The sequence below is a fragment of the Pseudomonas rhizosphaerae genome (assembly GCF_000761155.1).
GTDB lineage: Bacteria > Pseudomonadota > Gammaproteobacteria > Pseudomonadales > Pseudomonadaceae > Aquipseudomonas > Aquipseudomonas rhizosphaerae.
On the sequence record NZ_CP009533.1, the window covers coordinates 2180515 to 2207128 of the forward strand.

The 26614-nt window shown below is 62.1% G+C and carries 27 protein-coding genes and 1 tRNA gene; 17 read left to right on the forward strand and 11 right to left on the reverse strand.

What is annotated here, in order from left to right; translation table 11 throughout:
- Window positions 1-108 precede the first annotated feature (108 nt).
- The 3 genes from LT40_RS09715 (at window position 109) to LT40_RS09725 (ending at window position 2135) form a co-directional block, all read left to right on the forward strand.
- The gene (locus LT40_RS09715; protein ID WP_052393374.1) at window positions 109-576 is read left to right on the forward strand and encodes a GlcG/HbpS family heme-binding protein; all 468 of its coding nucleotides are present in this window, start codon (window positions 109-111) and stop codon (window positions 574-576) included.
- Between the two features lie 14 nt (window positions 577-590).
- The gene (uraH, locus tag LT40_RS09720; RefSeq protein ID WP_043189390.1) at window positions 591-992 is read left to right on the forward strand and encodes a hydroxyisourate hydrolase; all 402 of its coding nucleotides are present in this window, start codon (window positions 591-593) and stop codon (window positions 990-992) included.
- Between the two features lie 174 nt (window positions 993-1166).
- On the forward strand, window positions 1167-2135 hold the full coding sequence (locus LT40_RS09725; protein ID WP_043189393.1) for an XdhC family protein: 969 nt from the start codon (window positions 1167-1169) through the stop codon (window positions 2133-2135).
- Here LT40_RS09725 and LT40_RS09730 read toward each other — a convergent pair.
- A complete protein-coding gene (locus LT40_RS09730; RefSeq protein WP_052393375.1) occupies window positions 2130-4397 on the reverse strand; it encodes a heavy metal translocating P-type ATPase in 2268 nt (755 codons plus the stop codon). The genes LT40_RS09725 and LT40_RS09730 overlap by 6 nt on opposite strands.
- Before the next feature lie 304 nt (window positions 4398-4701).
- Between LT40_RS09730 and LT40_RS09740 the strand changes: the two genes are divergently transcribed.
- Window positions 4702-5835, forward strand: coding sequence for a glycerate kinase (locus LT40_RS09740; protein ID WP_043189397.1), 1134 nt, complete (start codon window positions 4702-4704; stop codon window positions 5833-5835).
- Window positions 5836-5853: 18 nt separating this feature from the next.
- Here LT40_RS09740 and LT40_RS09745 read toward each other — a convergent pair whose 3' ends face one another.
- The gene (locus tag LT40_RS09745) at window positions 5854-7053 is read right to left on the reverse strand and encodes a hypothetical protein (protein WP_043189399.1); all 1200 of its coding nucleotides are present in this window, start codon (window positions 7051-7053) and stop codon (window positions 5854-5856) included.
- Between the two features lie 218 nt (window positions 7054-7271).
- Between LT40_RS09745 and LT40_RS09750 the strand changes: the two genes are divergently transcribed.
- Together LT40_RS09750 and LT40_RS09755 are read left to right on the forward strand one after the other, a co-directional pair.
- Complete coding sequence (locus LT40_RS09750) at window positions 7272-7679, forward strand: SRPBCC family protein (protein ID WP_043189401.1); 408 nt, start codon at window positions 7272-7274, stop codon at window positions 7677-7679.
- 53 nt (window positions 7680-7732) lie between these two features.
- Window positions 7733-8686 carry a site-specific integrase gene (locus tag LT40_RS09755; RefSeq protein ID WP_052393376.1) on the forward strand — a complete coding sequence of 318 codons (954 nt, stop codon included), beginning with the start codon at window positions 7733-7735 and terminating at the stop codon, window positions 8684-8686.
- Between the two features lie 11 nt (window positions 8687-8697).
- On the opposite strand, the gene LT40_RS09760 is transcribed toward LT40_RS09755, so the two are convergent.
- Window positions 8698-10062 carry a nucleobase:cation symporter-2 family protein gene (locus tag LT40_RS09760; RefSeq protein WP_043189405.1) on the reverse strand — a complete coding sequence of 455 codons (1365 nt, stop codon included), beginning with the start codon at window positions 10060-10062 and terminating at the stop codon, window positions 8698-8700.
- Window positions 10063-10219: 157 nt separating this feature from the next.
- The gene (locus LT40_RS09765; RefSeq protein ID WP_043189407.1) at window positions 10220-10891 is read right to left on the reverse strand and encodes a Bax inhibitor-1/YccA family protein; all 672 of its coding nucleotides are present in this window, start codon (window positions 10889-10891) and stop codon (window positions 10220-10222) included.
- 143 nt (window positions 10892-11034) lie between these two features.
- On the opposite strand from LT40_RS09765, the gene LT40_RS09770 reads away from it, so the two are divergent.
- Both LT40_RS09770 and LT40_RS21925 read left to right on the forward strand, forming a co-directional pair.
- Window positions 11035-11125: transfer RNA gene (locus tag LT40_RS09770), tRNA-Ser, on the forward strand.
- Between the two features lie 124 nt (window positions 11126-11249).
- Window positions 11250-11384: a hypothetical protein gene (locus tag LT40_RS21925; protein ID WP_272945809.1), complete on the forward strand. Its 135-nt coding sequence runs from the start codon at window positions 11250-11252 to the stop codon at window positions 11382-11384.
- Window positions 11385-11395: 11 nt separating this feature from the next.
- Here LT40_RS21925 and LT40_RS09775 read toward each other — a convergent pair whose 3' ends face one another.
- A complete protein-coding gene (locus LT40_RS09775; protein ID WP_084139777.1) occupies window positions 11396-12046 on the reverse strand; it encodes a DUF2238 domain-containing protein in 651 nt (216 codons plus the stop codon).
- A 242-nt stretch (window positions 12047-12288) separates the two neighbouring features.
- Between LT40_RS09775 and LT40_RS09780 the strand changes: the two genes are divergently transcribed.
- Together LT40_RS09780 and LT40_RS09785 are read left to right on the forward strand one after the other, a co-directional pair.
- A complete protein-coding gene (locus LT40_RS09780; RefSeq protein ID WP_043189408.1) occupies window positions 12289-12963 on the forward strand; it encodes a glycosyltransferase family 2 protein in 675 nt (224 codons plus the stop codon).
- A gap of 175 nt (window positions 12964-13138) precedes the next feature.
- Window positions 13139-13387 (forward strand): CsbD family protein, encoded by a 249-nt coding sequence (locus LT40_RS09785; RefSeq protein WP_043189409.1) that lies wholly within the window; start codon window positions 13139-13141, stop codon window positions 13385-13387.
- Window positions 13388-13493: 106 nt separating this feature from the next.
- Here the strand turns inward: LT40_RS09785 and LT40_RS09790 are convergent, their stop codons facing one another.
- Window positions 13494-14030: a hypothetical protein gene (locus LT40_RS09790; RefSeq protein ID WP_237749298.1), complete on the reverse strand. Its 537-nt coding sequence runs from the start codon at window positions 14028-14030 to the stop codon at window positions 13494-13496.
- Window positions 14031-14146: 116 nt separating this feature from the next.
- Window positions 14147-15433, reverse strand: a complete 1287-nt coding sequence (locus LT40_RS09795) for a DUF2254 domain-containing protein (RefSeq protein WP_043189412.1) — start codon at window positions 15431-15433, stop codon at window positions 14147-14149.
- Between the two features lie 290 nt (window positions 15434-15723).
- Between LT40_RS09795 and LT40_RS21930 the strand changes: the two genes are divergently transcribed.
- The 3 genes from LT40_RS21930 to LT40_RS09800 all read left to right on the forward strand — a co-directional run bounded on the left by LT40_RS21930 (window position 15724) and on the right by LT40_RS09800 (window position 16479).
- Window positions 15724-15849, forward strand: coding sequence for a hypothetical protein (locus LT40_RS21930; RefSeq protein ID WP_090358366.1), 126 nt, complete (start codon window positions 15724-15726; stop codon window positions 15847-15849).
- Window positions 15850-15901: 52 nt separating this feature from the next.
- Complete coding sequence (locus tag LT40_RS20940; protein WP_237749299.1) at window positions 15902-16069, forward strand: DUF6021 family protein; 168 nt, start codon at window positions 15902-15904, stop codon at window positions 16067-16069.
- Window positions 16070-16209: 140 nt separating this feature from the next.
- Window positions 16210-16479, forward strand: a complete 270-nt coding sequence (locus LT40_RS09800) for a DUF1652 domain-containing protein (protein WP_043189414.1) — start codon at window positions 16210-16212, stop codon at window positions 16477-16479.
- Here the strand turns inward: LT40_RS09800 and LT40_RS09805 are convergent, their stop codons facing one another.
- Window positions 16480-17730, reverse strand: a complete 1251-nt coding sequence (locus LT40_RS09805; protein WP_043189416.1) for an MFS transporter — start codon at window positions 17728-17730, stop codon at window positions 16480-16482.
- A gap of 502 nt (window positions 17731-18232) precedes the next feature.
- Entirely contained in the window at window positions 18233-19384 is a 1152-nt protein-coding gene (locus LT40_RS09810) for an aldose epimerase family protein (protein ID WP_043189420.1), read from the reverse strand.
- Window positions 19385-19675: 291 nt separating this feature from the next.
- On the opposite strand from LT40_RS09810, the gene LT40_RS09815 reads away from it, so the two are divergent.
- The 3 genes from LT40_RS09815 to araH all read left to right on the forward strand — a co-directional run bounded on the left by LT40_RS09815 (window position 19676) and on the right by araH (window position 23239).
- Complete coding sequence (locus LT40_RS09815; protein WP_043189422.1) at window positions 19676-20677, forward strand: substrate-binding domain-containing protein; 1002 nt, start codon at window positions 19676-19678, stop codon at window positions 20675-20677.
- A 75-nt stretch (window positions 20678-20752) separates the two neighbouring features.
- Window positions 20753-22252: an L-arabinose ABC transporter ATP-binding protein AraG gene (araG, locus tag LT40_RS09820; RefSeq protein ID WP_043189425.1), complete on the forward strand. Its 1500-nt coding sequence runs from the start codon at window positions 20753-20755 to the stop codon at window positions 22250-22252.
- A gap of 21 nt (window positions 22253-22273) precedes the next feature.
- Window positions 22274-23239, forward strand: coding sequence for an L-arabinose ABC transporter permease AraH (gene araH / locus LT40_RS09825; protein WP_043189427.1), 966 nt, complete (start codon window positions 22274-22276; stop codon window positions 23237-23239).
- 157 nt (window positions 23240-23396) lie between these two features.
- Here araH and LT40_RS09830 read toward each other — a convergent pair whose 3' ends face one another.
- Together LT40_RS09830 and LT40_RS09835 are read right to left on the reverse strand one after the other, a co-directional pair.
- Window positions 23397-24749: a GntP family permease gene (locus LT40_RS09830; protein WP_043189428.1), complete on the reverse strand. Its 1353-nt coding sequence runs from the start codon at window positions 24747-24749 to the stop codon at window positions 23397-23399.
- Window positions 24750-24853: 104 nt separating this feature from the next.
- Complete coding sequence (locus LT40_RS09835) at window positions 24854-25384, reverse strand: gluconokinase (protein WP_043189431.1); 531 nt, start codon at window positions 25382-25384, stop codon at window positions 24854-24856.
- A 180-nt stretch (window positions 25385-25564) separates the two neighbouring features.
- On the opposite strand from LT40_RS09835, the gene gntR reads away from it, so the two are divergent.
- The gene (gntR, locus tag LT40_RS09840) at window positions 25565-26581 is read left to right on the forward strand and encodes an HTH-type transcriptional regulator GntR (protein ID WP_043189433.1); all 1017 of its coding nucleotides are present in this window, start codon (window positions 25565-25567) and stop codon (window positions 26579-26581) included.
- The last annotated feature ends 33 nt before the right edge of the window (window positions 26582-26614 follow it).

Consider the following 26614-nt stretch of genomic DNA (forward strand, 5'->3'; position numbering starts at 1 on the left):
GCTAGGCCTCTGCCGGGCGATTGCCTATTACAAAGTTGTAATCCCTGCGACGGGGTTCTGTCGCGGGCAGCTTGCTAACGTGGTTGCCACTGATCACGGAGATGCCCGATGAAAGCCCTTTGCATGACATTCACCTTGGCCTGCCTGATGGCCACCCAGGCCCATGCGGCACTGGCCCAGCACCCTGACCTGGACCTGGCAACCGCCCAGCGGCTGGCCAACGGCAGCGGCTGCGTGGCTGCCGTGGCGGTCCTGGATCGCGGCGGCAACATCCTGGTGCAGCAGCGCGGCGACGGCGTGGGCCCGCACAACACCGAAGCGGCCCGGCTAAAAGCCTATACCGCCTTGTCGACCAAGACCCCGACCCGGCTGTTCGCCGAGCGCGCCCGCAACAACCCCGAGGCGGCCAATCTGAGCTCGTTGGGGCAACTGCTGCTACTGGGCGGTGGCGTGCCGGTCTACGAAGGCAAGCAACTGGTCGGTGCCATCGGCATTGCCGGTGCCGGCGGCGCCGAGCAGGACGAAGCCTGTGCAATCAAGGCCACCGAATCCGTCGGTCTGGCCACTCACCCTTGAAGGAGCGATGCACCATGTTGAAGAAAACCCTTTTGGCGGCCACCCTGGCCTCCCTGTCGAGTCTGGCGATGGCTGCCAACCCCCTGAGCGTCCACGTGCTGAACCTGGAAACGGGCGTACCCTCGGCCGGTATAGAAGTCACCCTGGAGCAGCACTCGGGCAACCAGTGGCAGCCGCTGGGGCAGGGCGTCACCAACGAGCAGGGACGCATCGCCGGGCTGTACCCGGAGCAGCGTCAATTCGCACCGGGCGAGTACCGTGTGGTATTCAAGACCGGTGACTACTACCACAAGGTCGGCCATGAGACGTTCTTTCCAGAAATTCCGGTGATCTTCGAAGTGAAGAATACCGAGCAGCACTATCACATCCCGTTGCTGCTCAGCCCCTACGGCTTCAGCACCTATCGCGGCTCCTAGTGGTACAGGCCAGGCGCAAACGCCTGGCCACGGCTGGTCTCTGGCAAGAGCTGCCGTCATGCTTTCACTGTGCCCGGAAAACTATTGCCCCATGCGTGCGGTCTGTTGCACCAGAGCAAGCGCTGCGGGGCAGGGCGCCGGGGACATTGCGCAGGATCATGACGGGTACCATTGATGAAACAGCTTGATCTGCAGGTCATACAGCAAGCCCAGGCCTGGCTTGGCCAGGGCCGGGGCGTGTGGCTGTGCACGGTATTGTCGACCTTCGGTTCGGCGCCACGCGGGCCGGGGGCAATGCTGGTCGCGCTGGACAACGGCGAACATTGTGGGTCGCTGTCTGGCGGCTGTGTCGAAGACGATTTCCTGGAGCGCGTCGCCGCCGGGTATTTCACGCCCATCAATCAGGTGGTGCGCTACGGCGACGGCGGCCTGGCACCGACCATGGCGCTGCCGTGCGGCGGTGTGCTGGATGTGCTGGTCGAACACCTTGCGCCCGATGACGCCACGCGGCAGCATCTGGCGCAGATCGAGCAGGCCTTCGCCGGCGGTGAGCTGGTAGCACGGCAGGTGATCCCTGGAACTACGCAACGCAGCATTCGCGCAGGCCACATGGGCGACGCGCGGGTGGCGGTGAGCGACCAGGAAATCAGCATCCGCATTGGCGCCGTGCAGCGCCTGATCCTGGCTGGCCTTTCGCCGGTGGCGGAGTTTTGCGCCGGGTTTGCCCTGAGCCTGGGCTATGAAGTGATCCTTTGCGAGCCACGACCCGAAGTCCTGGCCCGTCTCGATCTGCCAGGCGTGCAGGTCCATGAAGTCTTGCCAGCGGTGTTCATCGCCGAGGGCGGCTGTCATTCGGCGACAGCCGTGGTGGCGTTGACCCACGACCCTCGACTCGACGACCTGACCCTGCTCGAAGCGGTGCGCACGCCAGCCTTCTACATCGGTGCCATGGGCTCGATGCGCACCAGTGAAAAGCGTTTCGAGCGCCTTCAGCGAATCGGAGGTCTGGACGCCGACGCACAACAGCGTATCCATGCACCCATCGGTCTGAACCTTGGTAGCAAGACACCCGCCGAGATCGCCCTTGCGGTCATGGCGGATATCCTGCGTGTGGCCAACGGTATCGACCGGCAGCGACTATGAGTGTGCGGCGGGCGGCTGAAAGCCTTTTAGCCGCAGCGCATTGACCAGCACGAAGACCGACGACAAGGCCATGGCCCCCGCCGCGAATTGCGGCGACAGGGTCAGCCCATAGATCGGGTAGAGCACCCCAGCAGCCACCGGAATCAGCGCGGCGTTGTAGACGAAGGCCCAGAACAGATTCTGCCGAATGTTGTTCAGGGTCGCCGTCGACAGCGCGATGGCGGTGGCCACCGAGCCCAGATTGTCCGACATCAGCACCACATCCGCTGCCTCGATGGCGATGTCCGTGCCACTGCCCACGGCAATGCCGACATCGGCCTGGGCCAGCGCCGGCGCATCGTTGATGCCGTCGCCTACGAACACCGTTACGCCGTACTCGCGCTGCAAGGCTTGAACTGCGGCCACTTTGCCCTCGGGCAAGACTTCGGCCACCACCTGATCGATGCCCAACTGGGCGGCGATGGCCTGGGCGGTGCGGCTGTCATCCCCTGATATCATCGCGACTTTCAGGCCCAGTGCATGCAGCGTCTGAATCGCAGCCTGGGTAGAGGGCTTGAGGGTGTCTGCCACGGCGATGACCGCAGCCAGTTGGCCATTCACTGCGGCGTACAGTGGGGTCTTGCCGTGTTCGGCGAGCGAGTGCGCGGCGCTGGCGAACGGCGCGGTATCCACACCCAGTTGCGCCATGTAGCGATCGGCACCGATTGCAATACTTTGCCCATCCACCGTAGCGCTTACGCCGTAGCCAGTGTGCGCCTGGAAGTCCTGCGCTTGAGGCCAGGTCAGCTGTTCCTCCTGTGCCGCCACTACGATGGCCCGGGCCAGCGGGTGCTCGGAAAGTGCTTCGACCGCTGCCAGCAGGGGCAGCAGCCGTTCGCGGGTGAAGCCAGGTGCAAGCTGCAGGTCGGTCAGGCGCGGCTGGCCTTCGGTAAGCGTGCCGGTCTTGTCCAGCGCGACCACCCGTGCTCCCTTGAGCTGCTGCAATGCCTCGCCCTTGCGCAACAGGATCCCCAGCTCGGCGCCACGGCCGGTGCCGACCATGATCGAGGTGGGTGTCGCCAGGCCCATGGCGCAGGGGCAGGCGATGATCAGGACCGCCACTGCATGGACCAGCGCCATGCCCAGGGCCGGCTGCGGGCCAAGCCAGTACCATCCGGCAAAGGTCAGCAGTGCCAGCAGCATGATCACGGGGACGAACCACAGGGTCACCTGGTCCACCAGCGCCTGGATCGGCAACTTGCTGCCTTGTGCCTGCTCGACCATGGCAACGATCCGCGCGAGCAGGCTAGCGCTGCCCAGCTCGGTGGCCCGGACCTGCAACGTGCCGTTCTGGTTCAGCGTCCCGCCGACCACGCGGTCGCCGGCCTGCTTGCGTACCGGCATGGGTTCGCCGGTGAGCATCGACTCGTCGACGAAGCTGTCGCCAGCCAGTACGGTGCCGTCCACCGCGATCCGCTCGCCGGGGCGTACCTGCACCACGTCACCCTGCACCAATTGCGCCAGTGGGACTTCCATCAGCCCGACCTGGCGTTGCACCCAGGCGGTCTGAGGCTGGAGATTCAGCAGCCGCTTGATGGCTTGCGAAGTGCGGCCGCGGGCGCGGTTTTCGAGAGTGCGGCCCAGCAGGATCAGGCAAATGATCACGCACACGGCTTCGTAGTAGACCGTTGCCGTGGCGCTGGGCAGCAGATGCGCGGCGAAGGTCGATACGACGGAAAAACCGTAGGCGGCGAGGGTGCCCACCGCGACCAGAGAGTTCATGTCCGGCGCACCGCGCAGCAATGCCTGGATACCCTTGCCATAGAAGCGCTTGGCACAGGTGATCAGCACCAGGGTGGTCAACGCGAACTGCAGCAGCCAATTGCCCTGCTGAGCGAAATGCTGGTCGATCCAGGCATGAAAACCGGGTATCAGGTGCGCGCCCATCTCGAGGATCACCACCGGCAGCGACAGCAGTACCGACCAGCGCAGGTCGCAGTGCAGGCGGGCGGCATCGGCGGCGTGAGCGCGGCTGGATCGGTCCAGTTCGTCCTGGGTGTGTTCGATAGGGGTGGCGGTGTAGCCGGCCTTGTCGATGGCAGCGATCAGGGCCTGCACATCCAGGCTTTCATCGCCTTCCACCCGCCCGCGTTCGGTGGCCAGGTTGACCGCTACCGTGGTGACGCCGGGCACCTTGCCCAGCGTCCGCTCGACCCGACCCACACAGGACGCACAGGTCATCCCCTGGATACCCAGCTCGATCGCACCTTTATTCGCCGCCATGCCCACATCCTCCTTCCATTCCAAGCCTCGACTTTGACCCTTCCCATCATGGGAAGGTCAAGCCCGACAACACCCTGCGTAGGAGCGGTCCGTGGCCGCGAAAAGAGCACCGCGGTGTACCAGCCACACCGCATCGCGCCATTCGCGGCCGATGACCGCTCCTACAGGTTCAGCACCGACCGCGTGGGAGCGGTCGGTGGCCGCGAAAGGGGCAATGCGGTCCGCGAGGTGCGCTGTGGGCGATTCGATTCGCGCCGGCGTGGCGAAAATGGCAGCATGGGCATACAAGAACTGGAGAACGGCCATGAAGATCGTCATTGCACCTGATTCATTCAAAGACAGTCTCAGCGCCGCCGATGTCGCTGCGGCCATTGCCCGGGGGCTGCGCCAGGCGTTGCCGGAGGCTGCGCTCGTCGAGCGGCCGATGGCCGATGGCGGCGAAGGCACCATGCAGGCGATCATGGCGGCCTGTAAGGGCGAACTGCGCACTGTCACGGTGGACGGCCCTCTGGGCGACCCTACTCGAGCACAGTGGGGCTGGCTGGCCGCCGAACGCACGGCAATCATCGAAATGGCCGAAGCCAGCGGATTGCAGCTGCTCGAGCGCCAGCACCGCGATGCCTGCAACAGCAGCACCTACGGCACCGGGCAGTTGATCGCTGCGGCTATGGATGCTGGCGCCCGACGAATCATCCTCGCCATTGGCGGTAGCGCGACCAACGATGCCGGTACCGGCATGCTGCGTGCGCTTGGCCTGCGCCTGACCGACGCCCAAGCTGCCGATCTAGCCCGAGGCGGGTTGGCGTTGTCACACTTGACCACGCTCGACATCAGCGGACTCGACAGGCGCCTGGCCGAGGTGCAGTTCGAAGTCGCGGCAGATGTCGATAACCCTCTGTGCGGACCCCACGGTGCCTCGCATATTTTCGGCCCGCAGAAAGGCGCTACAGCCGAGCAGGTGCTAGCCCTCGACACGGCCCTGGGCCATTTTGCCGACCATTGCGTACCGGTACTCGGCCATGACCACCGCGACCTGCCTGGGTGCGGCGCAGCGGGTGGCATGGGTTTCGCGGCCAAAGCCTTTCTGAATGCATCGTTCCGTCCGGGCGTCGAAGTCGTGGCGCAGCTGGTGGGCCTGGCCGAGGCCGTCATCGGTGCCGATCTGGTCATCACCGGGGAAGGGCGCTTCGATGCCCAGACCCTGCGGGGCAAGACGCCCTTCGGCGTGGCTCGTATCGCGCGTGACGCAGACGTTCCGGTGGTGGTATTGGCTGGCACGCTCGGCGAAGGCTATCAGGACCTGTACGCCCATGGCATCGATGCCGCCTTTTCCCTGGCCTGCGGGCCGATGACCCTTGAGCAGGCCTGCGCCGATGCGAGTGCGTTGCTCAGCGACCGTGCTCGCGATATCGCTTTGCTCTGGCAGCTGCGCCGCTAGAGCCATGCGCGGTGTCGGTCAATCCCGCTCGCGCATGAAAAACCCGGCCACGTACTTGCGGAAGGTCTCCAGACTCTTGAAGTCGGCCAGGCGCTTGAAGGTCTCGGAGCTGGGCTCCGGACCCAGCGGCTCCTTCATCAGCGAGACCGACAGCACCCGGTCCAGGTCCGAACTGAGCACCAGTTCGTCCATCACCATGGCGCCGATCACCGGTCGGCGCATCACCACCTTGACGCCCTTGCTGGCCATCCAGTCGATCAGCGAAACCAGCATCTTCAGCGGCTCGCGCTCCTCGTCGCGGAACACTGGAAACAGGTGCCCACGCGTCAGCACCGGCACCGTCGCCACGTGGACCATTTCGTAGAACTGACTGCCGGCGGTCGCCGGTGAGTACAACGCCAGCGCCAACAGCGGTCCACTGCTGCGCGCGCCACCCCACAGCAGATGATGACCCTGAAAATCGAACCCGGCGCTGCTGCGGTCGGTGATCACCTTGCGCCCGACCACATCCGCCACGCAGTCGAGCAGCAGACCATAGCGACGCTGACCGATGAACGCAGTAGAATCCTTCAGCCGCGACTTAAGCATCATCATGTGCTTCATGTCGATGCGGGTTTCCAGGTAGTTGCTCGCCGGCACCCGGTCGATCAGCGGGTAGCGCGTGGCAACCGCACGCAGGTCGGCGAACTGGCGGCTCAGGTCCTTCTTCAAGTGCGTGGCATACACATTGAGCCCGGACGCTTCGATGAACGTCAGCAACAGCGACAGCAACCGATGTTGCTCCCGACGCTGACTGGCTGCCAAGGCGTTGGCAGGAGTGCCTGGGGTGGCTGGGGCGCGGAAGTCGCCTATCAGCTTGAGCGGCACGTCAGGAGGCAGCCAGGCCGCAGGCAATGACGCATCCTCCCCACGCACCGACGGGTTTTCACGTTCGTCATGGATGAACGGGCAGCCGGGAGCATGCTCGGCGGTGCCCGGGTTGTTCTTCAGGAACAACGTGCCAGTGCTGCTGTTGAGCGTGACGTTCATCACCGGCAGCGTGCCAGGCCGGCAATCGCAGGCCAGCCACTGACCCTGGGTACGGACCTTCATCAGCCACTGATTGGCCTGCAGCAGCTTCGGACCTTCGCTGCGGCCTTCGGCGAACTCGGTCACCAACAGCTGCTCGGCAGGGGTGAGGGCGCGCACTTGGGCGCCGGTTTTTTCGATGATTCTCATGACGCTGCAGACGCCCCTTCGACGAACAGGTTCAGGCCAGGTTGGCTTCCATGGGACAACGCTTGTGCGTCATGTTTCCGTTGCTCGCGTCCCAGCGCACCGTGCGTCACAGCCGCACTGGCGCTGTAGTCAAGGACAAGAAGGAATGCACTAACGGCTTGCTGCACACTCGAACCCTCGCTACCGTTGTACCTCAGCCCATCGACAGGAGCCATGACATGGCAAGCACGCAAGCGAGCATCGACATTCCGGCATCGGCCGACCAGGTCTGGAACCTGGTGGCCGGATTCAACTCCCTGGCCCAGTGGTTGCCGATGATCCAGCACAGCGAAGCCCAGGAGCATGGCCGGTTGCGCCACCTGACCACAGTGGATGGCACGGTCATCGTCGAGCGCCTGGAAAGCTACGACAACGCTGCGCGCACCTACAGCTATTCGATCACCGAAGGTCCGTTTCCGGTGACCGACTACCTCGCCACCCTCAAGGTCATCGAAGTGGACGCCGGCAACAGCCGCGTGGAGTGGGGCGGTCAATTCACCCCGGCAGGTATCACTGACGCCGAGGCCGTAGAGATCTTCGACGGCGTCTATCAAGGCGGCCTGCAGGCACTGCGCGATAACTTCTGAGCGAACCCGGCGGGGTGACGGCGAGCAGGTCAGGCAGGGATGCGGGTGTTAGAATGTTCGGCGTTCACTTCGACGCCTTAAAGGATCCCCACGGTTTGTCTGATCTGCAAAACCCTCTGTTGCAATACCTCGCCCGGCTGATGCCGTCCAGCCGTACGACCATGCAATATGTACTGCAGGACGCCGCCGACCGCCTGGGCTTCGACGACGCCGACATCCGCGACGTGCCCTGGCATCTGCTGGAGCCGGGCCATGTCACCTCACTGGTGGCCGCCCTGCGCGAAGACGGTTATGCGCCCAACACCACCTCGCTCTACGTCAACGCTGTGCGCGGCGTCATGAACGAAGCCTGGCGGCTGAGCCTGATCGATCAGGATCACCTGCTCAAGATCCGCTCGGTCAAACCCATGCAGGGCACGCGCCTGGGCAACGGCCGCAACCTCAAGCGCAGCTTGATCCGCGACTTGATGGAGGTCTGTGCCAGCGATCCTCGCCCCCAGGGCCTGCGCGATGCCGCCGTGATCGCCATTCTGTATGGCTCGGGGATGCGCAAGTCGGAGTCGGTCAACCTCGACCTGACCCAGGTCGACTTCAGCGAACGCAGCCTGCGGGTGGTGGGCAAGGGCAACAAGGAATTGATCAAGTACGCGCCCAGTTGGGCCTTCACGCACCTGGAAACCTGGCTGGCGTTCCGCCGCAGTCAGCTGCCGGCAGGCCAGGCGGATGATGGTTTCCTGTTCAACCGCATTCGTCGCGGCGCGCACATCACCCGCGAGCGCATCACCAAGTACGCCATCTACTACATCGCCCGACAGCGCGGTGCGCAGGTCGGGGTGAAGATCATGCCCCACGATTTTCGCCGCTCGTTCATCACTCGGGTGATCGAAGAACACGACCTGTCGATCGCCCAGAAGCTGGCCCACCACACCAACATCCAGACCACCGCTGCCTACGACATGCGCGACGACAACGAACGTCGGCGTGCCGTGGACCGTTTCGACCTCTAAGCGGGCGCGGCTTACTGGCGAGCCGCGGGCGCGGCCGGCAGGAACCAGTTCAGCACCAGCGCGCAGATACCCCCGGTGGCCACGCCCGACTCCAGCACATTGCGCAGCGCCCCCGGCATGTGCGCCAGGAACTCGGGCACCTGGGCCACACCCAGGCCCAAGGCCAGCGACACGGCAATGATCAACAGCGCGCGGCGATCCAGATCGACACTGGCCAGAATGTTGATGCCCGACGCGGCAACCGCACCGAACATCACCATGGCAGCGCCACCCAACACCGGTTCGGGCACCGCCTGGATCACCCCGGCCACCGTCGGGAACAGGCCAAGCAGCACCAGCATCGCCGCAATCCACACGCCGATGTGCCGACTGGCGATGCCGGTAAGCTGAATCACGCCATTGTTCTGCGCGAAGATGGAGCTGGGGAAGGTATTGAACAGGCCGGCCAGCATCGAATTGACGCCGTTGACCAGCACGCCACCCTTGATGCGCTGCATCCACAACGGACCCTCGACGGGCTGGCGTGACACCTTGCTGGTTGCCGTCACATCGCCGATCGCTTCCAGGCTGGTCACCAGGTAGATCACCAGCATCGGAATGAACAGCGCCCAGGAAAAGCCCAGGCCGAAGTGCAGGGGCGTGGGCACTTGGAACAGCGCCGCCTGATGCATGCCAGTGAAATCCAGCCGGCCCAGGTAGCCGGCCAGCGCGTAACCCATGGCCAGCGCGATGACGATGGCCGCGCTGCGCATCCAGGTCACCGGGATGCGGTTGAGCACCACGATGATCGCCAGCACCAGGCCAGAGAGCATGAGGTTTTCGCCGTTGGCGAAGGTACCGTTAGCCATCGCGCCGAAGCCGCCGCCCATGCTGATCAGGCCCACCTTGATCAAGGTCAGGCCGATCATCAGCACCACGATGCCGGTGACCAGCGGGGTGATCAGTTTCTTGACGAAAGGCAAAATCCGCGAGATGCCGATTTCCACGAACGAACCAGCAATGACCACGCCGAATATGGCCGCCATCACAGCCTCCACCGGCGTACCCTGCTGCACCATCAGCGCGCCCCCGGCAATCAGCGGCCCGACGAAGTTGAAGCTGGTGCCCTGCACGATCAACAAGCCTGCGCCGAACGGACCGATGCGGCGACACTGCACGAATGTGGCGATTCCGGAGATGACCAGCGACATCGAGACGATCATGTTGGTGTCACGGGCGCTCACGCCCAGTGCCTGGCAGATCAACAACCCCGGGGTGACGATTGGAACGATGATCGCCAGCAGGTGCTGCAGGGCGGCCAGCAAACCCAGCAGTGGCCGGGGGCGGTCTTCCAGACCCAGGATCAGGTCGTCACTGGGGGGCAGGGGGGCGGTCATGGCGCGGGCTCCAGGAAAAAGAGCGCGATGGCTCTGCTGAAAAGAGCGCGATTCTACGGCGCGTGGCCCACTGGGCAAACCGCTTTCTGCCAGGCTTGCCTGATCTGCCGGCAAGAAAAAGCCCGCGCGAGGCGGGCTTTGACGTGGCAGCGATGGATCAGTCGTCGCGACCCATGATGCCGAACAGCTGCAACAGGCTCACGAACAGGTTGTAGATCGACACGTACAAGCTGATGGTGGCCATGATGTAGTTGCGTTCACCACCATGGATGATCGCGCTGGTCTGGAACAGGATGCACACCGACGAGAACAGCACGAAGCCGGCGCTGATCGCCAACTGCAGACCGGCGATCTGGAAGAAGAAGCTTGCCAGCACCGCACCCAGCAGCACGAAGAAGCCTGCGGTGATGAAGCCGCCCAGAAAGCTCATGTCCTTGCGGGTGATGAGCACGTAGGCCGACAGGCCGCCGAACACCAGGGCGGTCATGGCGAAAGCCGAACTGACGACCTCGGCACCGCCTTGCATGCCCAGGTAACGGTTCAGGATAGGGCCCAGCAGAAACCCCATGAAGCCGGTGAGGGCGAAGGTGGACACCAGGCCCCACGCCGAATCGCGCAGCTTGTTGGTCAGGAAGAAGAGCCCGTAGAAACCGATCAGTACGACGAAGATGTTCGGGTAGCCGACGCGCATCTGCTGCGCGACGTAGGCCATCACACCACTGAAAGCCAGGGTGAGGGCCAGCAAGCCGTAGGTGTTGCGCAGGACGCGGCTAACTTCTAGCTGCTGCACCTGCGAGCCTTGATTAACTGCATAATCCTGTTCGCGCATGGCGAGACTCCTTTGATTGAACACGTCTGAAACGTTCAGATGCAAAGATCATATCAGACCCATGTGTAGCCGCTCTATCCAGAGTTTGACAGCGTGTTTCATTACGGTATTATGGCGCCCGCAAAGCAACCAGCAAGACATTCGGGAAATTGGCAGAGTGGTTGAATGCACCGGTCTTGAAAACCGGCGAACGTTAATAGCGTTCCCAGGGTTCGAATCCCTGGTTTCCCGCCAAACATCGTGAAGCCCCGCATTGGCGGGGCTTTTTCGTTTCTGGGGTTCCAGAAACGCGACGTTGAGAAACTTACCCGTGCAGGTGTCCTGATTGTTGCGCTACAGCAAGAAAAAGCTCTCGAGAATGATCAGGAAAGGTGTCGTCTACGTGACGGTCATGGGAGTGATGGGCAACTCCGGTAGGATCTTCGACCATGTTTCCACCTGGCAACCGTGGCGCCTGGCCAAGCAGATGCTGGGCTACGTACTGATGCACTGACCACTGGCCGATCAGTTGGCCGTCAACCGCCCACGCAGGGCCAGCACCTTGTCGCGCAGCGCATGTCCGCGGCACATCAACACCACCAGCGAGCCTGCAGCTGCCACGGCCATGTCTTTCTGGGCGTCCCAGAAATCGCCCTGGGCACCAACGAAGGCCGAGTCGCCGCCGCCCACGTACGCCGCGCCTACCCACTCCATCAGTTCATAGAGCATGGATGTCGACAGCACCAGTGACCAGGCAATGAGTGATGCCCATGCGCCCTTGAGTTCACACTTCTGGCTGACGATTTCCCGCAGCGGCAGGCTGAACAGCAACCCGTATGCCAAATGCACGAAGCGATCGTATTGGTTGCGCTCCCAGCCGAACGCGGCATTCAGGTCCATACCGCTGATCAGATGGATTGCTTCGTTATAGGGAACCTGGGGATAGGTGAAGTGCGTGCCCACTTCGTGCAGGCAGAGAAATGCGATCACCATGATCCATGATCGACGGCTCCAGTAGAAATGCTGGCGGCTGCACCACACGGCCATCGCACCTATCAGTATCAGAATGTTCTCGATCAACCAGGTTTGCCGGTCCACAGGCTCCCAGCCCGAGACGATCAGGGCCAGCAGCAGGATGCAGTGCAAATAGCCCACGCCTGTCGTTCGAGTACTCATCAACCGGCTCCTCGCCAAATGCTCTGCTTCGGTTGATCACCCTGCCGCCCATTAATTCGCTCAGGTTCGGGCCTGGACTGGCAGCGGTAACGGCTCTGCGCGGTAAAAGTGGATAAGTCGATAATCAAAGTGAACATTTGCCGCACTACCACCCGTCGTATCTATCTGCAACGAACGCGCGATAGATAGGTCAAGAGACTTACGGCCGCCGGGTGCCGGCCTCTCCACGACAGGTATCGTCCATGATTGGAATCATTGTCCCAGCTCATAATGAAGAAGCGGTGGTTGCCCAGTGCATCGAGTCGTTGTTGCTAGCCGGTGAGCACCCGGCGTTGGCGGGCGAAGAAGTCTGTGTGGTCATCGTGCTGGACCAATGCTCCGACGGCACCCAGCGCGTGGTCAATCGCTACCCGGTGCAGAGCCTTGTGGTATCCCATTGCAACGTGGGTCGCACGCGGGCTGCGGGTGCCGAGTCGATGCTGGGGCAAGGTGCGCGCTGGCTCGCGTTCACCGATGCCGATACGGTCGTGCCCGCTACCTGGCTCGTCGATCAACTGAGATTTCGTACCGACGCCGTGTGTGGCACCGTACGGGTGGATGACTGGTCGCTGCACGGCGAGGAAGTGCGCAGCCGCTACGATGCCCTGTACACCCCCGTTGAAGGTCACCAGCATGTACATGGCGCCAACATGGGGGTCAGTGCCCAGGCTTACCGCCAGGTCGGCGGATTCAAGCCATTGAAGGCTCATGAAGACGTGCATCTGGTCGCCGACTTGAACCAGGCAGGCGCGTCCATCACCTGGACGTCCATCAACTGCGTGACCACCAGCGCACGCCTGGATTGTCGCTGCCGCGAGGGCTTTGGCGACTATCTGCGTTCGCTGTCGATCAGTGCGCCGCTCGAAGCTGTGAGCTGAATGTGCGTCATACAGCGGTACGAAAGTACCAACTGACATATTTAAGAAAATACAGGCAATACGATAGGAACTATTCACGGCGTACAACGCCCTAACATCAGGCAGCAAGTACGGAGCTTTCTGGCTTACATACTTCAAGTACTGTCATTCAACATTGATCAAGGTGAGAACTAATATGAAAAGCGAACAGATCGAAGGCGTAGCAGAGAAGATTGCTGGCAAGGCTCAGGGCGTCGTAGGCAAATTGGTCGGTGACCATTCCCTGCAAGCCGAAGGCGCAGGCCGTGAAGCCGCTGGCCAACTGACCAAAACCTATGGCGACGCACTGAACAACGTTTCGGCTTTCGTCAAGGAAAAGCCAGGCGCTTCGCTGGCCATCGGCGCAGCCGTGTTCGTACTGGTCAGCCGCTTCCTGCGTCGCTGATTCGGGTTCGCAGCACGGTTTCTTCCAGATCGTTCGATGACAGGCTCACTGCCGGTTGAACGATCGGGAAGTGCCGCCAACGGGCGGCCATATCTCCTCGCTTTTTCTACTTTCCCCAGCCCAACGCCGCTTTTATAGCCTGCCGATAAGGTGTATCGATCTGCTGCGGCAGTCGCTCGATATATTCCCGGGCGTGGGTCCGAACATCCCCTTGCAGAATTTCAAGATAACCAACGACGTCATCGACGCTGGGTACCCGTGCCTCGATTCCAGCGAAGCGAGGGGGCAGGGCAGTCCAGATGACTGCGTCCAGCTCTTGGGCGCGAGCCCATTTAGCGATGACGCCGGTAGCCGTGCCGCTGAGGATGAATGTGCCAATGCCGTCGTCGCGCGATCGCGGTATCTGCTCGCGTTCACGCAGCGCCTCGCAGGCGTGTTCCAGCGAATTGCTGTCCAGCACTGCCCAAAGCGATGGGCTGGCAGGTGCGTTGATGCAAATCGCCGTGGCCAGTTCGCCGCCATCTCCCACCCTGCAAAGCTCCACCGGCAAGGCCGGGCCATCTTCATGCCACGCACTGCAGACCGGTAGCACGCCGGGCTTCCATATGAGTGATCCCCAGGCCAGACAAGCTATCTTCATCATCCACTCCTGTTTGTACGGCCGTTGTCTGCGGGTGCAGTGTCAACTAAGGCTAGTGGCAAGGCGTACAAGTTCAGGGTATTGGCCAGGCGGGCAGGGAACAGCGCACCGCGCACTGTTCAGTCCAGCAAAGGCCTGGCCACAGCGCGCAGCCGTTGTTTTTCCTCATCGAGCGTGAGGGCGACGTTCGCTCGTTTCAGCAGCCACTGTGCATGCAGCCTGCACTGCGGGCCGAAGGTTGCCTGGCTGATGTGGTTCAGGCTGATGAGCGCCTTGAGCATGCGGATGTCGACTTCCAGCAGCCCGGCACCGTCACGTGCCACCAGGGTGAAGAAGTCGTCGAACAAATCCGCCAGCAGCAGCCCGTGTACGTGTACTCGTTGGCAGCGAGGGTCGATGTCCCGCTGGTCATGCTCGGTGGCGGCGTGAACGTGCCAGGCGGTCAGGCAGCGAACCGCGCGGCCGATCACGTCGATCACCGTGCCCGAATCGTTGGTGGCTGGCGACAAGGCGCGCGAGGCGATCTCTGCCAGCACCGAAAAGCCGAAGCGCGGGTCTTGTTCGAAAGTGCGGCGCAAGCCGACCGTCATGGCCTGGCGAATGGCGGTGGTCAGGTCTTCAAAATTTGCGGCCTGTTCAGGGTCGTCCTTCACCAGTTGGGCGATCGGCGCACCCAAATGCAGGAACGCGCCAGGCAGTACTTCCACGAAGATGCGCAGTCCGTGCTTGTCCGCCAATATGCCCAGTGCCGCGACGTCGATGTGTTGCACGTAGCCAGTCTGATCGCTGTTCACGGTGTGGGCTCTGGACGGCAAGCTTTCATCGACCGGGTAGGGGGCTGCACCCATGTACGGCCATTGCGCGCGATTCTTCAAGGACTCAAGCGCGGCGGCTTCCACGCGGTCGATGGTCTCGCCGACCCGGCCGAGCTTGGACAGGTGATCGATCCAGCGCAGCAGGGTGTAGACGATGAGGATGATCATGACGATGGTCACTGCGAACAGCACCACTCGCCCTTGGGCGCCATAGGCGCCGGTGCTCAGGGCGATGATGCCGACCAGGCTGAACAGGAAGGAGCCAATGAAGGTCGCCAGGGCATTCTGCGTGGTGCTGTCTTCCATGACCAGCGAGGTGGCGCGAGGCGTTACGCCACTGCTGGCGGCGCTGTAGGCACTGACCATGGTGCTGAGCGAGAAGGTCGTTACCGCGAGCATGCTGGACGCAATGATGGCCAGGATCTTGTCGACCGAGTCGGCACCGATCTTCGTCGGCAAGTCGGCAGGGACGAAATCCTTGAAGACAATGGCCACTAGCGCGGTGGCGATGCCCACCAGGGAAAACAGGCTTGCGCGGAACCACAAGCGTTTGGTCATCTGACCCAGGGCCCAGCGCCAGCGAGCGATCATGGTGAATTCCTCGGGAGTGCAAGTCGAACGGTACCGGCCCCAGCATCAGCGCGGCTGCACATTGAGTCCCGGACCTCGATGAAAGTTTCACGATGGCGTCGTGACAACGCGTATGGCCGTCTGTAGGAGCGGTCATCGGCCGCGAAGGGTTTGTGCGGTTTGCCTGACGTACCGCTGTGCCCTTTTCGCGGCCACTGACCGCTCCCACAGGGACCTTCGTGACATTGGACGGAACCCTGGATCGGTCAGTGGGCTCACAGTGTTGAGCCCCTCATTGAAAGGAACCGACCATGGCCGATGACAAGCAACCGCCCGCCGAGGACACCGAGGACCAGACGCCTGCCCATTCCACACCGGAAGAAAAGGAACGGCTGAAGGATTTCAACAAGGACGGGATTCCGCCAGGCGTGGCCTGAGGCTGCACTGCGGCATTTCGCCTGATGGCGCACATCCATGACTGGAGGATTTATGAGCAACGATACCAAGCCTGACGACGAACTGGGTTTCGATCCGGATTCACCCGACCTTGCGGACCCGCAGATCGATCCGCCGAAACCGGCCAAGACCCCCGAAAGCGAGCAATCCGACAAGCAGAACGATGGCGATGATTATCCGCCCTATGGCACCAAGGACTGAGTCTGGTAGCCTTGTGCAGGCAGTTGTCGGAGTCTGCCTGCCGTACCACGGTAAAACGTGATGGCGCCGCCACTGCCAACTGATGGCGCACCCACGCTGCGACAAGTCTCCAGCCATGACATCGCCAGGAGAAGCTCAAGATGATTCCCACCACCGAAATGCGCCGCATCGTCGAAGCCAGCTTCGCGCCCCTCAAATGCCATTGCACCCTGAATCCGGGCGGCACCATGACCGTCGAAGTGAGCGACCCAGCCAGTGGTCAGGTAGACCTGTTGATGGTAGGCGTGGACACCCAGCCGCTGTCCAGCAGTCGTGCCATCGCCGAATTGGTCGCGCAGCTGCGTGTCGAGCTCAAGGGTAACCAGGAATGGTTTTGCCGCAACTCGCCGCGCGGTGCTACCCGGCCTTGATCAGGCCGGGTGCTTCTGGCGCTCGGGCAGTGCTTGCTCATTGTTGTCGATGGTCCATAGCGGTCTGAACAATCGAGTCCACAACCCCACGATCAGTAATGTACCGACGGCGCCAAACACCGCCGCCGGCACGGTGCCCAGTGCGGTCGCACTGACCCCGGCACGGAACTCGCCCAATTCGTTCGAAGACCCTATGAACAGCATGTTGACCGCGCTGACCCGGCCACGCATGTCGTCGGGCGTGGCGAACTGGATCAGGGATGACCGGATATAGACGCTGATCATGTCGGCCGCACCGGCGATGAACAGCGCTGCGCACGACACCCAGAACCAGGTGGACAAGGCGAATACCAGGTTGGCCACGCCGAACACTGCCACGGCCAGGAACATGCGTTGACCCATCCGGGCATTCAGTGGCCGCAGGCTCAGGTAGAAGCCCATGCCCAACTCACCCAGCGCGATGGCGCTACGCAGCAACCCAAGCCCGGCTGGACCGACATGAAGGATTTCCGCCGCATAGATCGGCAGCAGGGCGACCACACCGCCGAGCAGCACCGCGAACAGGTCCAGGGAGATGGCGCCCAGGATGATGGGCCTCGACGTGATGAAACGAATGCCAGCGGTGAAGCGGCTCACAGCGGTGGTCTGATCGTCGACGGCGCGGACGATGCGTACGCTCGGCACCCACTGCAGCAGGAACACGCCAATGGCGAAGCCCAACAGGCAAACCCCGAACGTCCAGCCACCGATCGCGGCGTACAAGAGCCCGCCCAGCAACGGGCCAGCAATCACTGCGACCTTCATGATCATGCTGTTGGTGGCGATGGCTTGCGCCAGGTGCTCGCGCGCGACGATCTGCGGCAACAGGCTCTGCACGGCCGGCCCGGTGAAGGCGCGGGTACAGCCGAAGACGAACAACGCGACATAGTACGGCCAGGTGTCGACCGTTTCACTCAGGGCCAGCCACAGCAGCGCGGCGGACGAGAGTACCGACACGCTCCAGCTGATCTGCAAAATCCGGCGCCGATCGAAGCGGTCCAGCAGGTCGCCCGCCGGCAGTAGCAACAGCACCATGGGTATGAATTGCGCAAGGCCGACGTAGGCGAGGGTCAGCGGGTGGCGGGTCATGTCGTACATGTGCCAGGCAACGACGATGGCCTGGATCTGCATGGCGAACATGGCGGCCAGGCGCACCATCAGGAAGGCGCGGAAGCCCGGTTGGGAAAAGATAGCCGTGGAAGTGCGTTTCAAAGTCGACGTTCTTGTGCCAGTCAATGGGTCACGCGATCAGCGCATACGTTTCAAGATGTTAACGCCATTGAGTGTACGTGATGCTGCCTGAGGTGTGCAGGGTCAGTCGGTCCGCCGATCATAAAAGGTGCGATCGATATGTCGATAATGACTATTGACGAACACGATAGTGGCAGCCTGATCGGGCTGGTATCTTTGATTTCGAAGATGAATACAGGGCCAGCCGCCGATTCTTCCCCCCGCATGGCGACTGGCCAAGTGCTCCGCTTCGACTCTCTTTGGTTTGTATTTCAGCCACCTCACGTCAGTGCGGTGGCTTTTTTTTGCCCTGAATCTGCGCTCTTACACGCTGTTGTGTTTCAGGTGCACCGCGGTGACGCCTTCGCGGCCGATGACCGCTCCCACAGGTGGCCGAGTTCTTTACAGGTGGCTGCAGTTGTCTGTAGGAGCGGTCTGTGGCCGCGAACAGGCACCGCGCGGGATCTGTCCGTACATCGCTCAGTCAGTTCGCGGAGAAGGCGAACACTGTGGTCTGGTTATACGTCTGGCCGGGATCGAGACGGGTGCTGCTGAAGTTGGGCTGGTTGGGCGCATCGGGGAAGTGTTGCGTTTCCAGGGTGAAAGCGCCCCAGTGCGGGTACAGCTTGCCGCCTTTGCCGCGAACCGTGCCGTCGAGAAAGTTGCTGGTGTAGAACTGCACACCCGGTTCAGTGGTGTACAGGGTCAGGGTGCGGCCCGATGCCGGGTCGGTCACCTTCGCCGCTTCGCGCTTCATGTCGCCTTCGGTGTCCAGCACCCAGTTGAAATCGAAGCCACCCTGTTTCGGCTCGGCGAATGCCAACTGCTCGTGCTTGGCGCGGATATGCTTGCCGATGGCAGTGGGCGCGAGGAAATCCATCGGAGTGCCTTTCACAGGTGCCAACTCCCCGGTCGGGATCAGCTTCGCCGTCACCGGTGTATAGCGGCTCGCATGCAAAGTCGCCACCTGTTCCAGCACATCGCCGTTGCCTGCACCGGCCAAGTTGAAATAGCTGTGGTTGGTCAGGTTGAGCACGGTCGGCTTGTCGGTGGTCGCCTTGTACTGAACGCGCAGCTCGTTGCGCTCGTTCAGGCTGTACGTGACCTCAGTGGACAGTGTGCCGGGGAAACCCATCTCGCCATCGGGCGAGCGATAGGTGAAGGTCGCAGCAACCTGATCGGCATCCTGCTTGGCCTCCACGGCCCAGACATGCTTGTCGAATCCGCGTGTGCCGCCGTGCAGCGCATTGCTTTTGTCGTTGAGCGGCACCGAATAGGTCTGTCCATCCAGGCTGAACTTGCCGCCGGCCAGACGATTGCCGAATCGACCGATGGTCGCGCCGAAATACACGGTGGGGTTGGCCTGGTAGCCCTGAATGTCATCGAAACCCAGCACCACATCGGCAACTTCGCCTTTTTTGTCGGGCACCTGCAGCGCCTGCAAGGTTGCGCCGTAGGTGATGATGCTGGCCTTCATGCCGTGGCTGTTGCTCAGGGTGATCTTTTCCAGCGGCGTGCCGTCGGGCAGGGCGCCGAAGCTTTCGCGGGTCGAAGTCAAGCCTGCCGCATGGGCAGAAATGGACGCAGTCATGAGGGTCAATCCAATAGCGCTGAGCAGTTTTTGATGAATAGGCATGTAAGGCGTTCCGTAGTTTTTTATAGGAGATAGCTCGATCCCGGGGTTGGACAACCTCACCCCGGCGATGGCTGCACTGGCAGGTATAGCTGAAATTCGACGGCCGTAAAAATAAATGGTAAGACTATTGGCGGATTGATCGCAGCGCCATTTCCTACAGGATCTCTGGCGCGCTGCCGTTGCCGGCGCGAGCGTGACGTTACGTTACAAATGCCTATCCTGGAATATGGTATGACTATTCGCTGATGTTGCTGGACGCTGTAGCTATTCAATAAAAATAAGGAGTTAGCTATGTTGAGTCGTCACGGGATCCGTTCCCTGTGCTGTGCCGCCCTGACCGCCGCGATGTTCGCAGGCTCATCGGCTTCCTGGGCCGAAGAGGTCAAGATCGGCTTTCTGGTCAAGCAAGCCGAAGAACCCTGGTTCCAGACCGAGTGGGCCTTCGCCGAAAAAGCCGGCAAGGACAAAGGTTTCAAGGTCATCAAGATCGCCGTGCCCGACGGTGAGAAAACCCTTTCCGCCATCGACAGCCTGGCCGCCAACGGCGTCAAGGGCTTCGTCATCTGTCCACCGGATGTGGCTCTGGGCCCTGCCATCGTCGCCAAGGCCAAGCTCAACGACATGAAAGTGATGGCGGTCGACGACCGTTTCGTCGACGCCAAGGGCAACTTCATGGAAGACGTGCCGTACCTGGGCATGGCGGCCTTCGAAGTGGGCGAGAAGCAAGGCATGGCCATGGCCGGCGAAGCCAAGAAGCGGGGCTGGGACTGGAAAGACACCTACGCGATCATCAACACCTACAACGAACTGGACACCGGCAAGAAACGCACCGATGGCTCGGTGAAGGCCTTGCAGGCGGCCGGCTTGCCGACCGAGCACATTCTCTTCGCCCCGCAGAAAACCCTCGACGTGCCTGGCAGCATGGACGCCACTAACTCCACGTTGGTGAAGTTGCCGGCGGGCGCCAAGAACCTGATCATCGGCGGCATGAACGACAACACCGTGCTGGGCGGCGTACGCGCCACCGAGAGCGCCGGGTTTGCCGCTGCCAACGTGATCGGTATCGGCATCAATGGCACCGATGCCATTGGCGAGTTGAAGAAAGCCAACAGCGGCTTCTTCGGTTCGATGCTGCCCAGCCCCCATACCGAGGGCTACAACACAGCGAGCATGATGTTCGAGTGGGTCACCACCGGCAAAGAGCCGCCCAAGTACACGGCCATGGATGACGTGACCCTGATCACCCGGGAGAACTTCAAGCAGGAACTGGAAAAGATCGGTTTGTGGAACTGACCCGATCGATGGCCTCTGCTCAGCGGAGGCCCCTTGGTCACGGTGCGCCGTGATGCCTGCTCTGGAGTTGTATCCATGCGTGTAGAGTCGTTGCGTTTCAACGGTATCGGCAAGAATTTTCCGGGCGTGCGCGCCCTGTCGGACATCAGCTTCGAAGTCCGCCCCGGCAGTGTGCATGCCCTGATGGGCGAGAACGGTGCCGGCAAGTCCACTTTGCTGAAGATTCTTGGCGGCGCCTATCAGCCCAGCGTTGGCAGCCTGCAGATCGGCAGCCAGACCATGGCCTTCAAGTCGGCCGCCGAGAGCATCGGCAGTGGTGTGGCGGTGATTCACCAGGAGCTGCACCTGGTGCCCGAAATGAGCGTGGCCGAGAACCTGTTGCTGGGTCATATGCCCTCGCGATTTGGTTTGATCGATCGCGGTGCCATGGTCCGCCGCGCAAGCGAGCTGCTGGCGGGCCTGGCCGACGAAATCGATCCGCGTCAGCGGCTCGGCAGTCTGTCGCTTGGGCAACGGCAGTTGGTAGAAATCGCCAAGGCGATGTCGCGAAATGCCCATGTAATTGCTTTCGACGAGCCGACCAGCAGCCTGTCGGCGCGGGAGATCGATCGCCTGATGGCCATCATCGCCAAGCTGCGCGACGAGGGCAGGGTGGTGCTATACGTCTCCCATCGCATGGAAGAGATATTCCGTATCTGTGACGCGGTGACGGTGTTCAAGGACGGGCGCTACGTGCGCACTTTCGACGACATGGCCCAGCTGACCCATGACCAGTTGGTGACCTGCATGGTCGGCCGCGACATCCAGGACATCTACAATTACCGCCCTCGGCCGCACCAGGGCGAAGCGTTGCGTGTCGAGGGTTTGCTGGGCCCAGGGTTGCAGGAGCCGATCAGCTTCAGTGTCGCCAAGGGCGAAGTACTGGGCTTTTTCGGTCTGGTGGGCGCAGGTCGCACCGAGCTTTTGCGGCTGCTGTCCGGACTGGCGACCAGCAAGGCCGGCAGCCTGACCCTGGACGGCCGCGCGCTGACCCTGGCCAACCCGCGCGACGCCATCGCTGCGGGCATTCTGCTGTGTCCCGAAGACCGCAAGAAGGAAGGCATCGTGCCGCTGGCCAGCGTTGCCGAAAACATCAACATCGGTGCCCGCGACCGCCATCTTACCTTGGGCTGCCTGGTGCAGGGCCCGTGGGAGAAGGAAAACGCCGCGCGGCAGATCAAGGCGCTGAACATCAAGACTCCGTCTGCCGAGCAGCCGATCATGTACCTCTCAGGCGGCAATCAGCAGAAGGCCATTCTCGGCCGCTGGCTGTCGATGCCGATGAAAGTGTTGCTGCTAGACGAACCCACGCGCGGCATCGACATCGGCGCCAAGGCCGAGATCTACCAGATCATTCATGGGCTGGCCTCCGACGGCATCGCGGTGATCGTGGTGTCCAGCGACTTGATGGAAGTGATCGGCATCAGCGACCGCATCTTGGTGATGAGTGAAGGTGCGTTGACCGGCGAAGTGCTGCGCGAAGAGGCGCAGGAATCCAGGTTGCTGCAATTGGCACTGCCGCGTACGCGCGGCTGAACAATAACAATAGAGGTGCATATGTCTACGCAAAACACGCTGCCGGCGCCCCGCCAGGGCCTCAACCTGCGTCGCTTCCTTGACGAGTGGGTCATGCTGCTCGCCGCGCTGGCGATCTTCGTGCTGTGCACGATGTTCATCGACAACTTTCTCTCGCCGCTGAACATGCGCGGGCTCGGGCTGGCCATTTCCACCACCGGGATCGCCGCCTGCACCATGCTCTACTGCCTGGCGTCGGGGCACTTCGACCTGTCGGTGGGTTCGGTGATCGCCTGCGCCGGAGTCATCGCGGCCGTGGTGATGCGCGACACCGACAGCGTGCTGCTGGGTGTGGGCGCAGCCCTACTGATGGGCCTGATCGTCGGCCTGATCAACGGCATCGTCATCGCCAAGCTGCGCATCAATGCGCTGATCGCGACCTTGGCCACCATGCAGATCGTGCGCGGACTGGCCTATATCTTTTCCAACGGCAAAGCGGTCGGGGTGATGCAGGAGGACTTCTTCGTCTTCGGCAACGGCCAGTTACTGGGCGTGCCGGTGCCGATCCTGATTACCATCGTCTGCTTCATCTTCTTCGGCTGGCTGCTCAACTACACCACCTATGGCCGCAACACCATGGCCATCGGCGGTAACCAGGAAGCTGCCTTGCTGGCCGGTGTGCACGTGGATCGCACCAAGATCATCATCTTCGCCGTGCATGGCGTGATCGGCGCGCTGGCCGGCGTGGTGCTGGCATCGCGCATGACTTCGGGTCAGCCAATGATCGGCCAGGGCTTCGAATTGACGGTGATTTCGGCGTGCGTGCTGGGCGGGGTGTCACTGGCGGGCGGGATCGGCATGATCCGGCATGTGATCGCCGGGGTGCTGATTCTGGCGATCATCGAGAATGCGATGAACCTGAAGAACATCGACACGTTCTATCAGTACGTGATTCGCGGGACGATCCTGCTGATCGCGGTGATCATTGATCGTTTAAAGCGGCGGTGATCTGCGGAGCGGCTTTCGCGGCCGATGACCGCTCCCACAGGGGCATGAATTCTGTAGGAGCGGTCTTTGGCCGCGAACCGGGCACTGCGGTGCATCAGGCACACCGCGGTGCGGCTTTCGCGGCCGATGACCGCTCCCACAGAATGATCTCCAGGGTTTAAACCACCAGCGACAAGAGCAGGATGAAGATCAGGCCTACCACGGACAGGATGGTTTCCATCACGGTCCAGGTCTTCAGGGTTTCGGTGACGGTCATGTTGAAGTACTGCTTGACCAGCCAGAAACCGGCGTCGTTCACGTGAGACAGGATCACCGAGCCGGCGCCGGTGGCCAGCACCAGCAGCTCACGGTTGACGCCCGGCATCATGCCGATGACCGGGGCCACGATGCCCGCGCCGGTGATGGTTGCCACCGTCGCCGAACCGGTAGCGACGCGAATCACCGCAGCCACCAGCCACGCCAGCAGGATCGGGTTGACCTCGGCCTGCACGGCCATCTGCCCGATGATGTTGCCCACGCCAGTGTCCACCAGCATCTGCTTGAAGCCACCGCCAGCACCGACGATCAGCACGATGGCCGCAGTTGGCGCCAGGCTCTGGTCCAGCAGCTTCATGATCTTGGAACGGTCGAAACCGCGCGCCACGCCAAAGGTGTAGAAAGCCAGCAGCAGGGCGGCGAGCAGGGCGGTGATCGGGTGGCCGATGAAGTCCATCCACTGGCGGAACAGGTTTTCCGCCGGCAGGGCCACGTCGGCGAAGGTTTTGAGCATCATCAGGAACACGGGCAGCAGGATGGTGATCAAGGTCACCGCGAAGCTGGGCAGATTCTGGTTGTCCGACTCCTTGGCGATCTGGTCCATCAGTTCCTTGGAAGGATTGCCCGGAATGTACTTGGAAATGAACGAACCGAAGATCGGACCGGCGATCATCGCCGTAGGCAGGCCGACGATCAGACCGTAGAGAATAGTCTTGCCGATGTCAGCGTTGAAGATGCCGATGGCCAGCAGCGGGCCCGGATGCGGCGGCACCAGGCCGTGCACCACCGACAGGCCGGCGAGCAGCGGGATGCCGATCTTCACCAGCGACACACCGGAGCGGCGGGCGACGATGAACACCAGCGGGATCAGCAGGACGAAGCCGATCTCGAAGAACAGCGGGATGCCCACCAGGAAGGCGGAAAACATCATTGCCCAGTGAATGCGCTTGACCCCGAACTTGCGGATCAAGGTCTGCGCGATCTGGTCGGCGCCGCCCGAGTCGGCCATCAGCTTGCCGAGCATGGTGCCCAGCGCGAGGATGATACCGACGAATCCAAGGACCCCGCCAAAGCCATCCTGAAACGACTTCATGACCTTGACCACCGGCAAGCCGGACGTCAGGCCGAGGAAGATCGCCGCGATGGTCAGTGCAACGAAGGGGTGAACCTTGAACTGGGTGATGAGCACGATCAGACCAATGATGGTGACCAGTGCATCAAGCAGCAAGTAGGTGTCGTGAGCTAAGCCAAACATAAAGGTCTGCCTCGTGTTGTCGTTGTTGTGGGCGCAACGGTTGTGGTTGGGACATCAGGCACTGCTGCGCGGGATGCTCAGACAGCGCTGTCTTCAAAAGCCGATCAAGCCAGCGTGGACGCGCCGTGCTCGACCAGCCAATCTTCTACTTGCTGCGCCAGCTCCACGATCGGGACCGTGGCATCCAGGGGCAGGGTCAATGCTTCGCCGGTGGGCGGCTCGAGGGTCGCGAACTGGCTGTCGATGAGGCTGGCGGGCATGAAGTGGCCGGGGCGGTGGGCAACGCGGTTGGCAGCTTCCTCGCGGGTCAGTTCGAGAAACACGAAGCCCAGGCCGGGCACGGCGTTGCGCAGCGTTTCGCGGTACTTGAGCTTCAACGCGGAGCAGGTCAGCACAGGGCGCTGGCCCGATTCGATGCAGGCATGCATCTCTTCGCCAAGACGCAGCAGCCAACCGGCGCGGTCCTGGTCATCGAGAGGGGTGCCGGCGCTCATCTTGGCGATGTTGGCTTCGGGATGAAAGCTGTCGCCTTCGATCAGGCGGCCGCCACTGCGGCCGACGATGGCGGCACCGACGCTGCTTTTGCCGCAGCCGGATACTCCCATCACCACCAATGCGTTCAGAGGGGCATTCATCAAGTCACTCCTGCTGGGGCGGACCGTCATGCATACGGGGCCCTCATCTTATTGATCTTGTCAAAGCAGTCTGGTGCAGCCTGCGGTAATAGCAAGGCACAAATCATTATTGCTCTGGATTCGAGACAGCGCTACCTTACCTCAACTCTTTTTCATTGCAAGTAGATAACAACAAGAATCATGGCGCGAATCGGCTCACGCGCAACCGGCCTGCCGACCCTGGCCGAAGTTGCCAAACTCTCTGGTGTTTCCCCCATTACCGCTTCACGCGCACTGCGCGGGGTGTCCACGGTCGCGCCACAACTGGCCAGCAAAGTGCTGGAAGCTGCGCAGGCCTTGGGCTACGTGGTCAACCCGGCAGCCCGTGCCCTGGCTTCGGCGCAGAGCCAGTCGGTGGTGGTACTCATTCCTTCGCTTTCCAACCAGTTGTTCATCGACACCCTGGAAGCCATCCATGGGGTGATGCGTCCGCGTGGGCTGGAAGTGCTGATCGGCAACTTTCACTACGATGTCGACGAAGAGGAAAACCTCATTCGCAATTACCTGGCGTACAAGCCGGGTGGCATCCTGCTGACCGGCATGAGCCGTACCGAACGCTCGCAGGCCATGCTGCACAACAGCGGTGTGCCGTGCGTGCACATGATGGAGCTGGGCGCGGACGGCGGGGGCGCCTGTGTCGGCTTTTCCCAGGAGCAGGCCGGGGCTGTTGCGGCGCGGCATTTGCTAGATGCCGGTCGCCGGCGCCTGGGGTATGTGGCGGCGCAACTCGATCCGCGGGTGATGCAGCGAGCCAAGGGGTTCAGGGCGGCGCTCGAGACGGCGGGGGTTCATGACCCGCAGCTTGAAGTGCTGTGCCCGCAGCCTTCGTCGATCGGCCTAGGTGGTGAGTTGTTCGCCGACTTGATGCGTCGGCATCCGGACGTGGACGGCGTGTTCTTCTGCAACGACGACTTGGCGCAAGGGGCCATCTATGAGGCCCAGCGTCAGGGCATCGCAATTCCGGGGCGGGTGGGGATGGTGGGGTTCAACGATCTTCCCGGCTCGGCGCATCTGGTACCCCGATTGACCTCGATTCGCACCCCGCGTGCGGAGATCGGCCGCAAGGCGGCGCAGATGCTGCTCGACAGCATGGACGGCAAAAGCCATTGCGCAGGGGCGATCGACCTGGGCTTCGAATTGGTCGTGCGCGAAACCTGATTCGATCGGCAAACCTCGACGCGGCTTGCGCCG

Excerpts from the sequence above, each read along its gene's own strand:
- LT40_RS09715 (WP_052393374.1), top strand. The coding sequence starts at position 109 with ATGAAAGCCCTTTGCATGACATTCACCTTGGCCTGCCTGATGGCCACC.
- uraH (WP_043189390.1), top strand. The coding sequence starts at position 591 with ATGTTGAAGAAAACCCTTTTGGCGGCCACCCTGGCCTCCCTGTCGAGT.
- LT40_RS09725 (WP_043189393.1), top strand. The coding sequence starts at position 1,167 with ATGAAACAGCTTGATCTGCAGGTCATACAGCAAGCCCAGGCCTGGCTT.
- LT40_RS09730 (WP_052393375.1), bottom strand. The coding sequence starts at position 4,397 with ATGGCGGCGAATAAAGGTGCGATCGAGCTGGGTATCCAGGGGATGACC.
- LT40_RS09740 (WP_043189397.1), top strand. The coding sequence starts at position 4,702 with ATGAAGATCGTCATTGCACCTGATTCATTCAAAGACAGTCTCAGCGCC.
- LT40_RS09745 (WP_043189399.1), bottom strand. The coding sequence starts at position 7,053 with ATGAGAATCATCGAAAAAACCGGCGCCCAAGTGCGCGCCCTCACCCCT.
- LT40_RS09750 (WP_043189401.1), top strand. The coding sequence starts at position 7,272 with ATGGCAAGCACGCAAGCGAGCATCGACATTCCGGCATCGGCCGACCAG.
- LT40_RS09755 (WP_052393376.1), top strand. The coding sequence starts at position 7,733 with ATGTTCGGCGTTCACTTCGACGCCTTAAAGGATCCCCACGGTTTGTCT.
- LT40_RS09760 (WP_043189405.1), bottom strand. The coding sequence starts at position 10,062 with ATGACCGCCCCCCTGCCCCCCAGTGACGACCTGATCCTGGGTCTGGAA.
- LT40_RS09765 (WP_043189407.1), bottom strand. The coding sequence starts at position 10,891 with ATGCGCGAACAGGATTATGCAGTTAATCAAGGCTCGCAGGTGCAGCAG.
- LT40_RS21925 (WP_272945809.1), top strand. The coding sequence starts at position 11,250 with ATGATCAGGAAAGGTGTCGTCTACGTGACGGTCATGGGAGTGATGGGC.
- LT40_RS09775 (WP_084139777.1), bottom strand. The coding sequence starts at position 12,046 with ATGAGTACTCGAACGACAGGCGTGGGCTATTTGCACTGCATCCTGCTG.
- LT40_RS09780 (WP_043189408.1), top strand. The coding sequence starts at position 12,289 with ATGATTGGAATCATTGTCCCAGCTCATAATGAAGAAGCGGTGGTTGCC.
- LT40_RS09785 (WP_043189409.1), top strand. The coding sequence starts at position 13,139 with ATGAAAAGCGAACAGATCGAAGGCGTAGCAGAGAAGATTGCTGGCAAG.
- LT40_RS09790 (WP_237749298.1), bottom strand. The coding sequence starts at position 14,030 with ATGATGAAGATAGCTTGTCTGGCCTGGGGATCACTCATATGGAAGCCC.
- LT40_RS09795 (WP_043189412.1), bottom strand. The coding sequence starts at position 15,433 with ATGATCGCTCGCTGGCGCTGGGCCCTGGGTCAGATGACCAAACGCTTG.
- LT40_RS21930 (WP_090358366.1), top strand. The coding sequence starts at position 15,724 with ATGGCCGATGACAAGCAACCGCCCGCCGAGGACACCGAGGACCAGACG.
- LT40_RS20940 (WP_237749299.1), top strand. The coding sequence starts at position 15,902 with ATGAGCAACGATACCAAGCCTGACGACGAACTGGGTTTCGATCCGGAT.
- LT40_RS09800 (WP_043189414.1), top strand. The coding sequence starts at position 16,210 with ATGATTCCCACCACCGAAATGCGCCGCATCGTCGAAGCCAGCTTCGCG.
- LT40_RS09810 (WP_043189420.1), bottom strand. The coding sequence starts at position 19,384 with ATGCCTATTCATCAAAAACTGCTCAGCGCTATTGGATTGACCCTCATG.
- LT40_RS09815 (WP_043189422.1), top strand. The coding sequence starts at position 19,676 with ATGTTGAGTCGTCACGGGATCCGTTCCCTGTGCTGTGCCGCCCTGACC.
- araG (WP_043189425.1), top strand. The coding sequence starts at position 20,753 with ATGCGTGTAGAGTCGTTGCGTTTCAACGGTATCGGCAAGAATTTTCCG.
- araH (WP_043189427.1), top strand. The coding sequence starts at position 22,274 with ATGTCTACGCAAAACACGCTGCCGGCGCCCCGCCAGGGCCTCAACCTG.
- LT40_RS09830 (WP_043189428.1), bottom strand. The coding sequence starts at position 24,749 with ATGTTTGGCTTAGCTCACGACACCTACTTGCTGCTTGATGCACTGGTC.
- LT40_RS09835 (WP_043189431.1), bottom strand. The coding sequence starts at position 25,384 with ATGAATGCCCCTCTGAACGCATTGGTGGTGATGGGAGTATCCGGCTGC.
- gntR (WP_043189433.1), top strand. The coding sequence starts at position 25,565 with ATGGCGCGAATCGGCTCACGCGCAACCGGCCTGCCGACCCTGGCCGAA.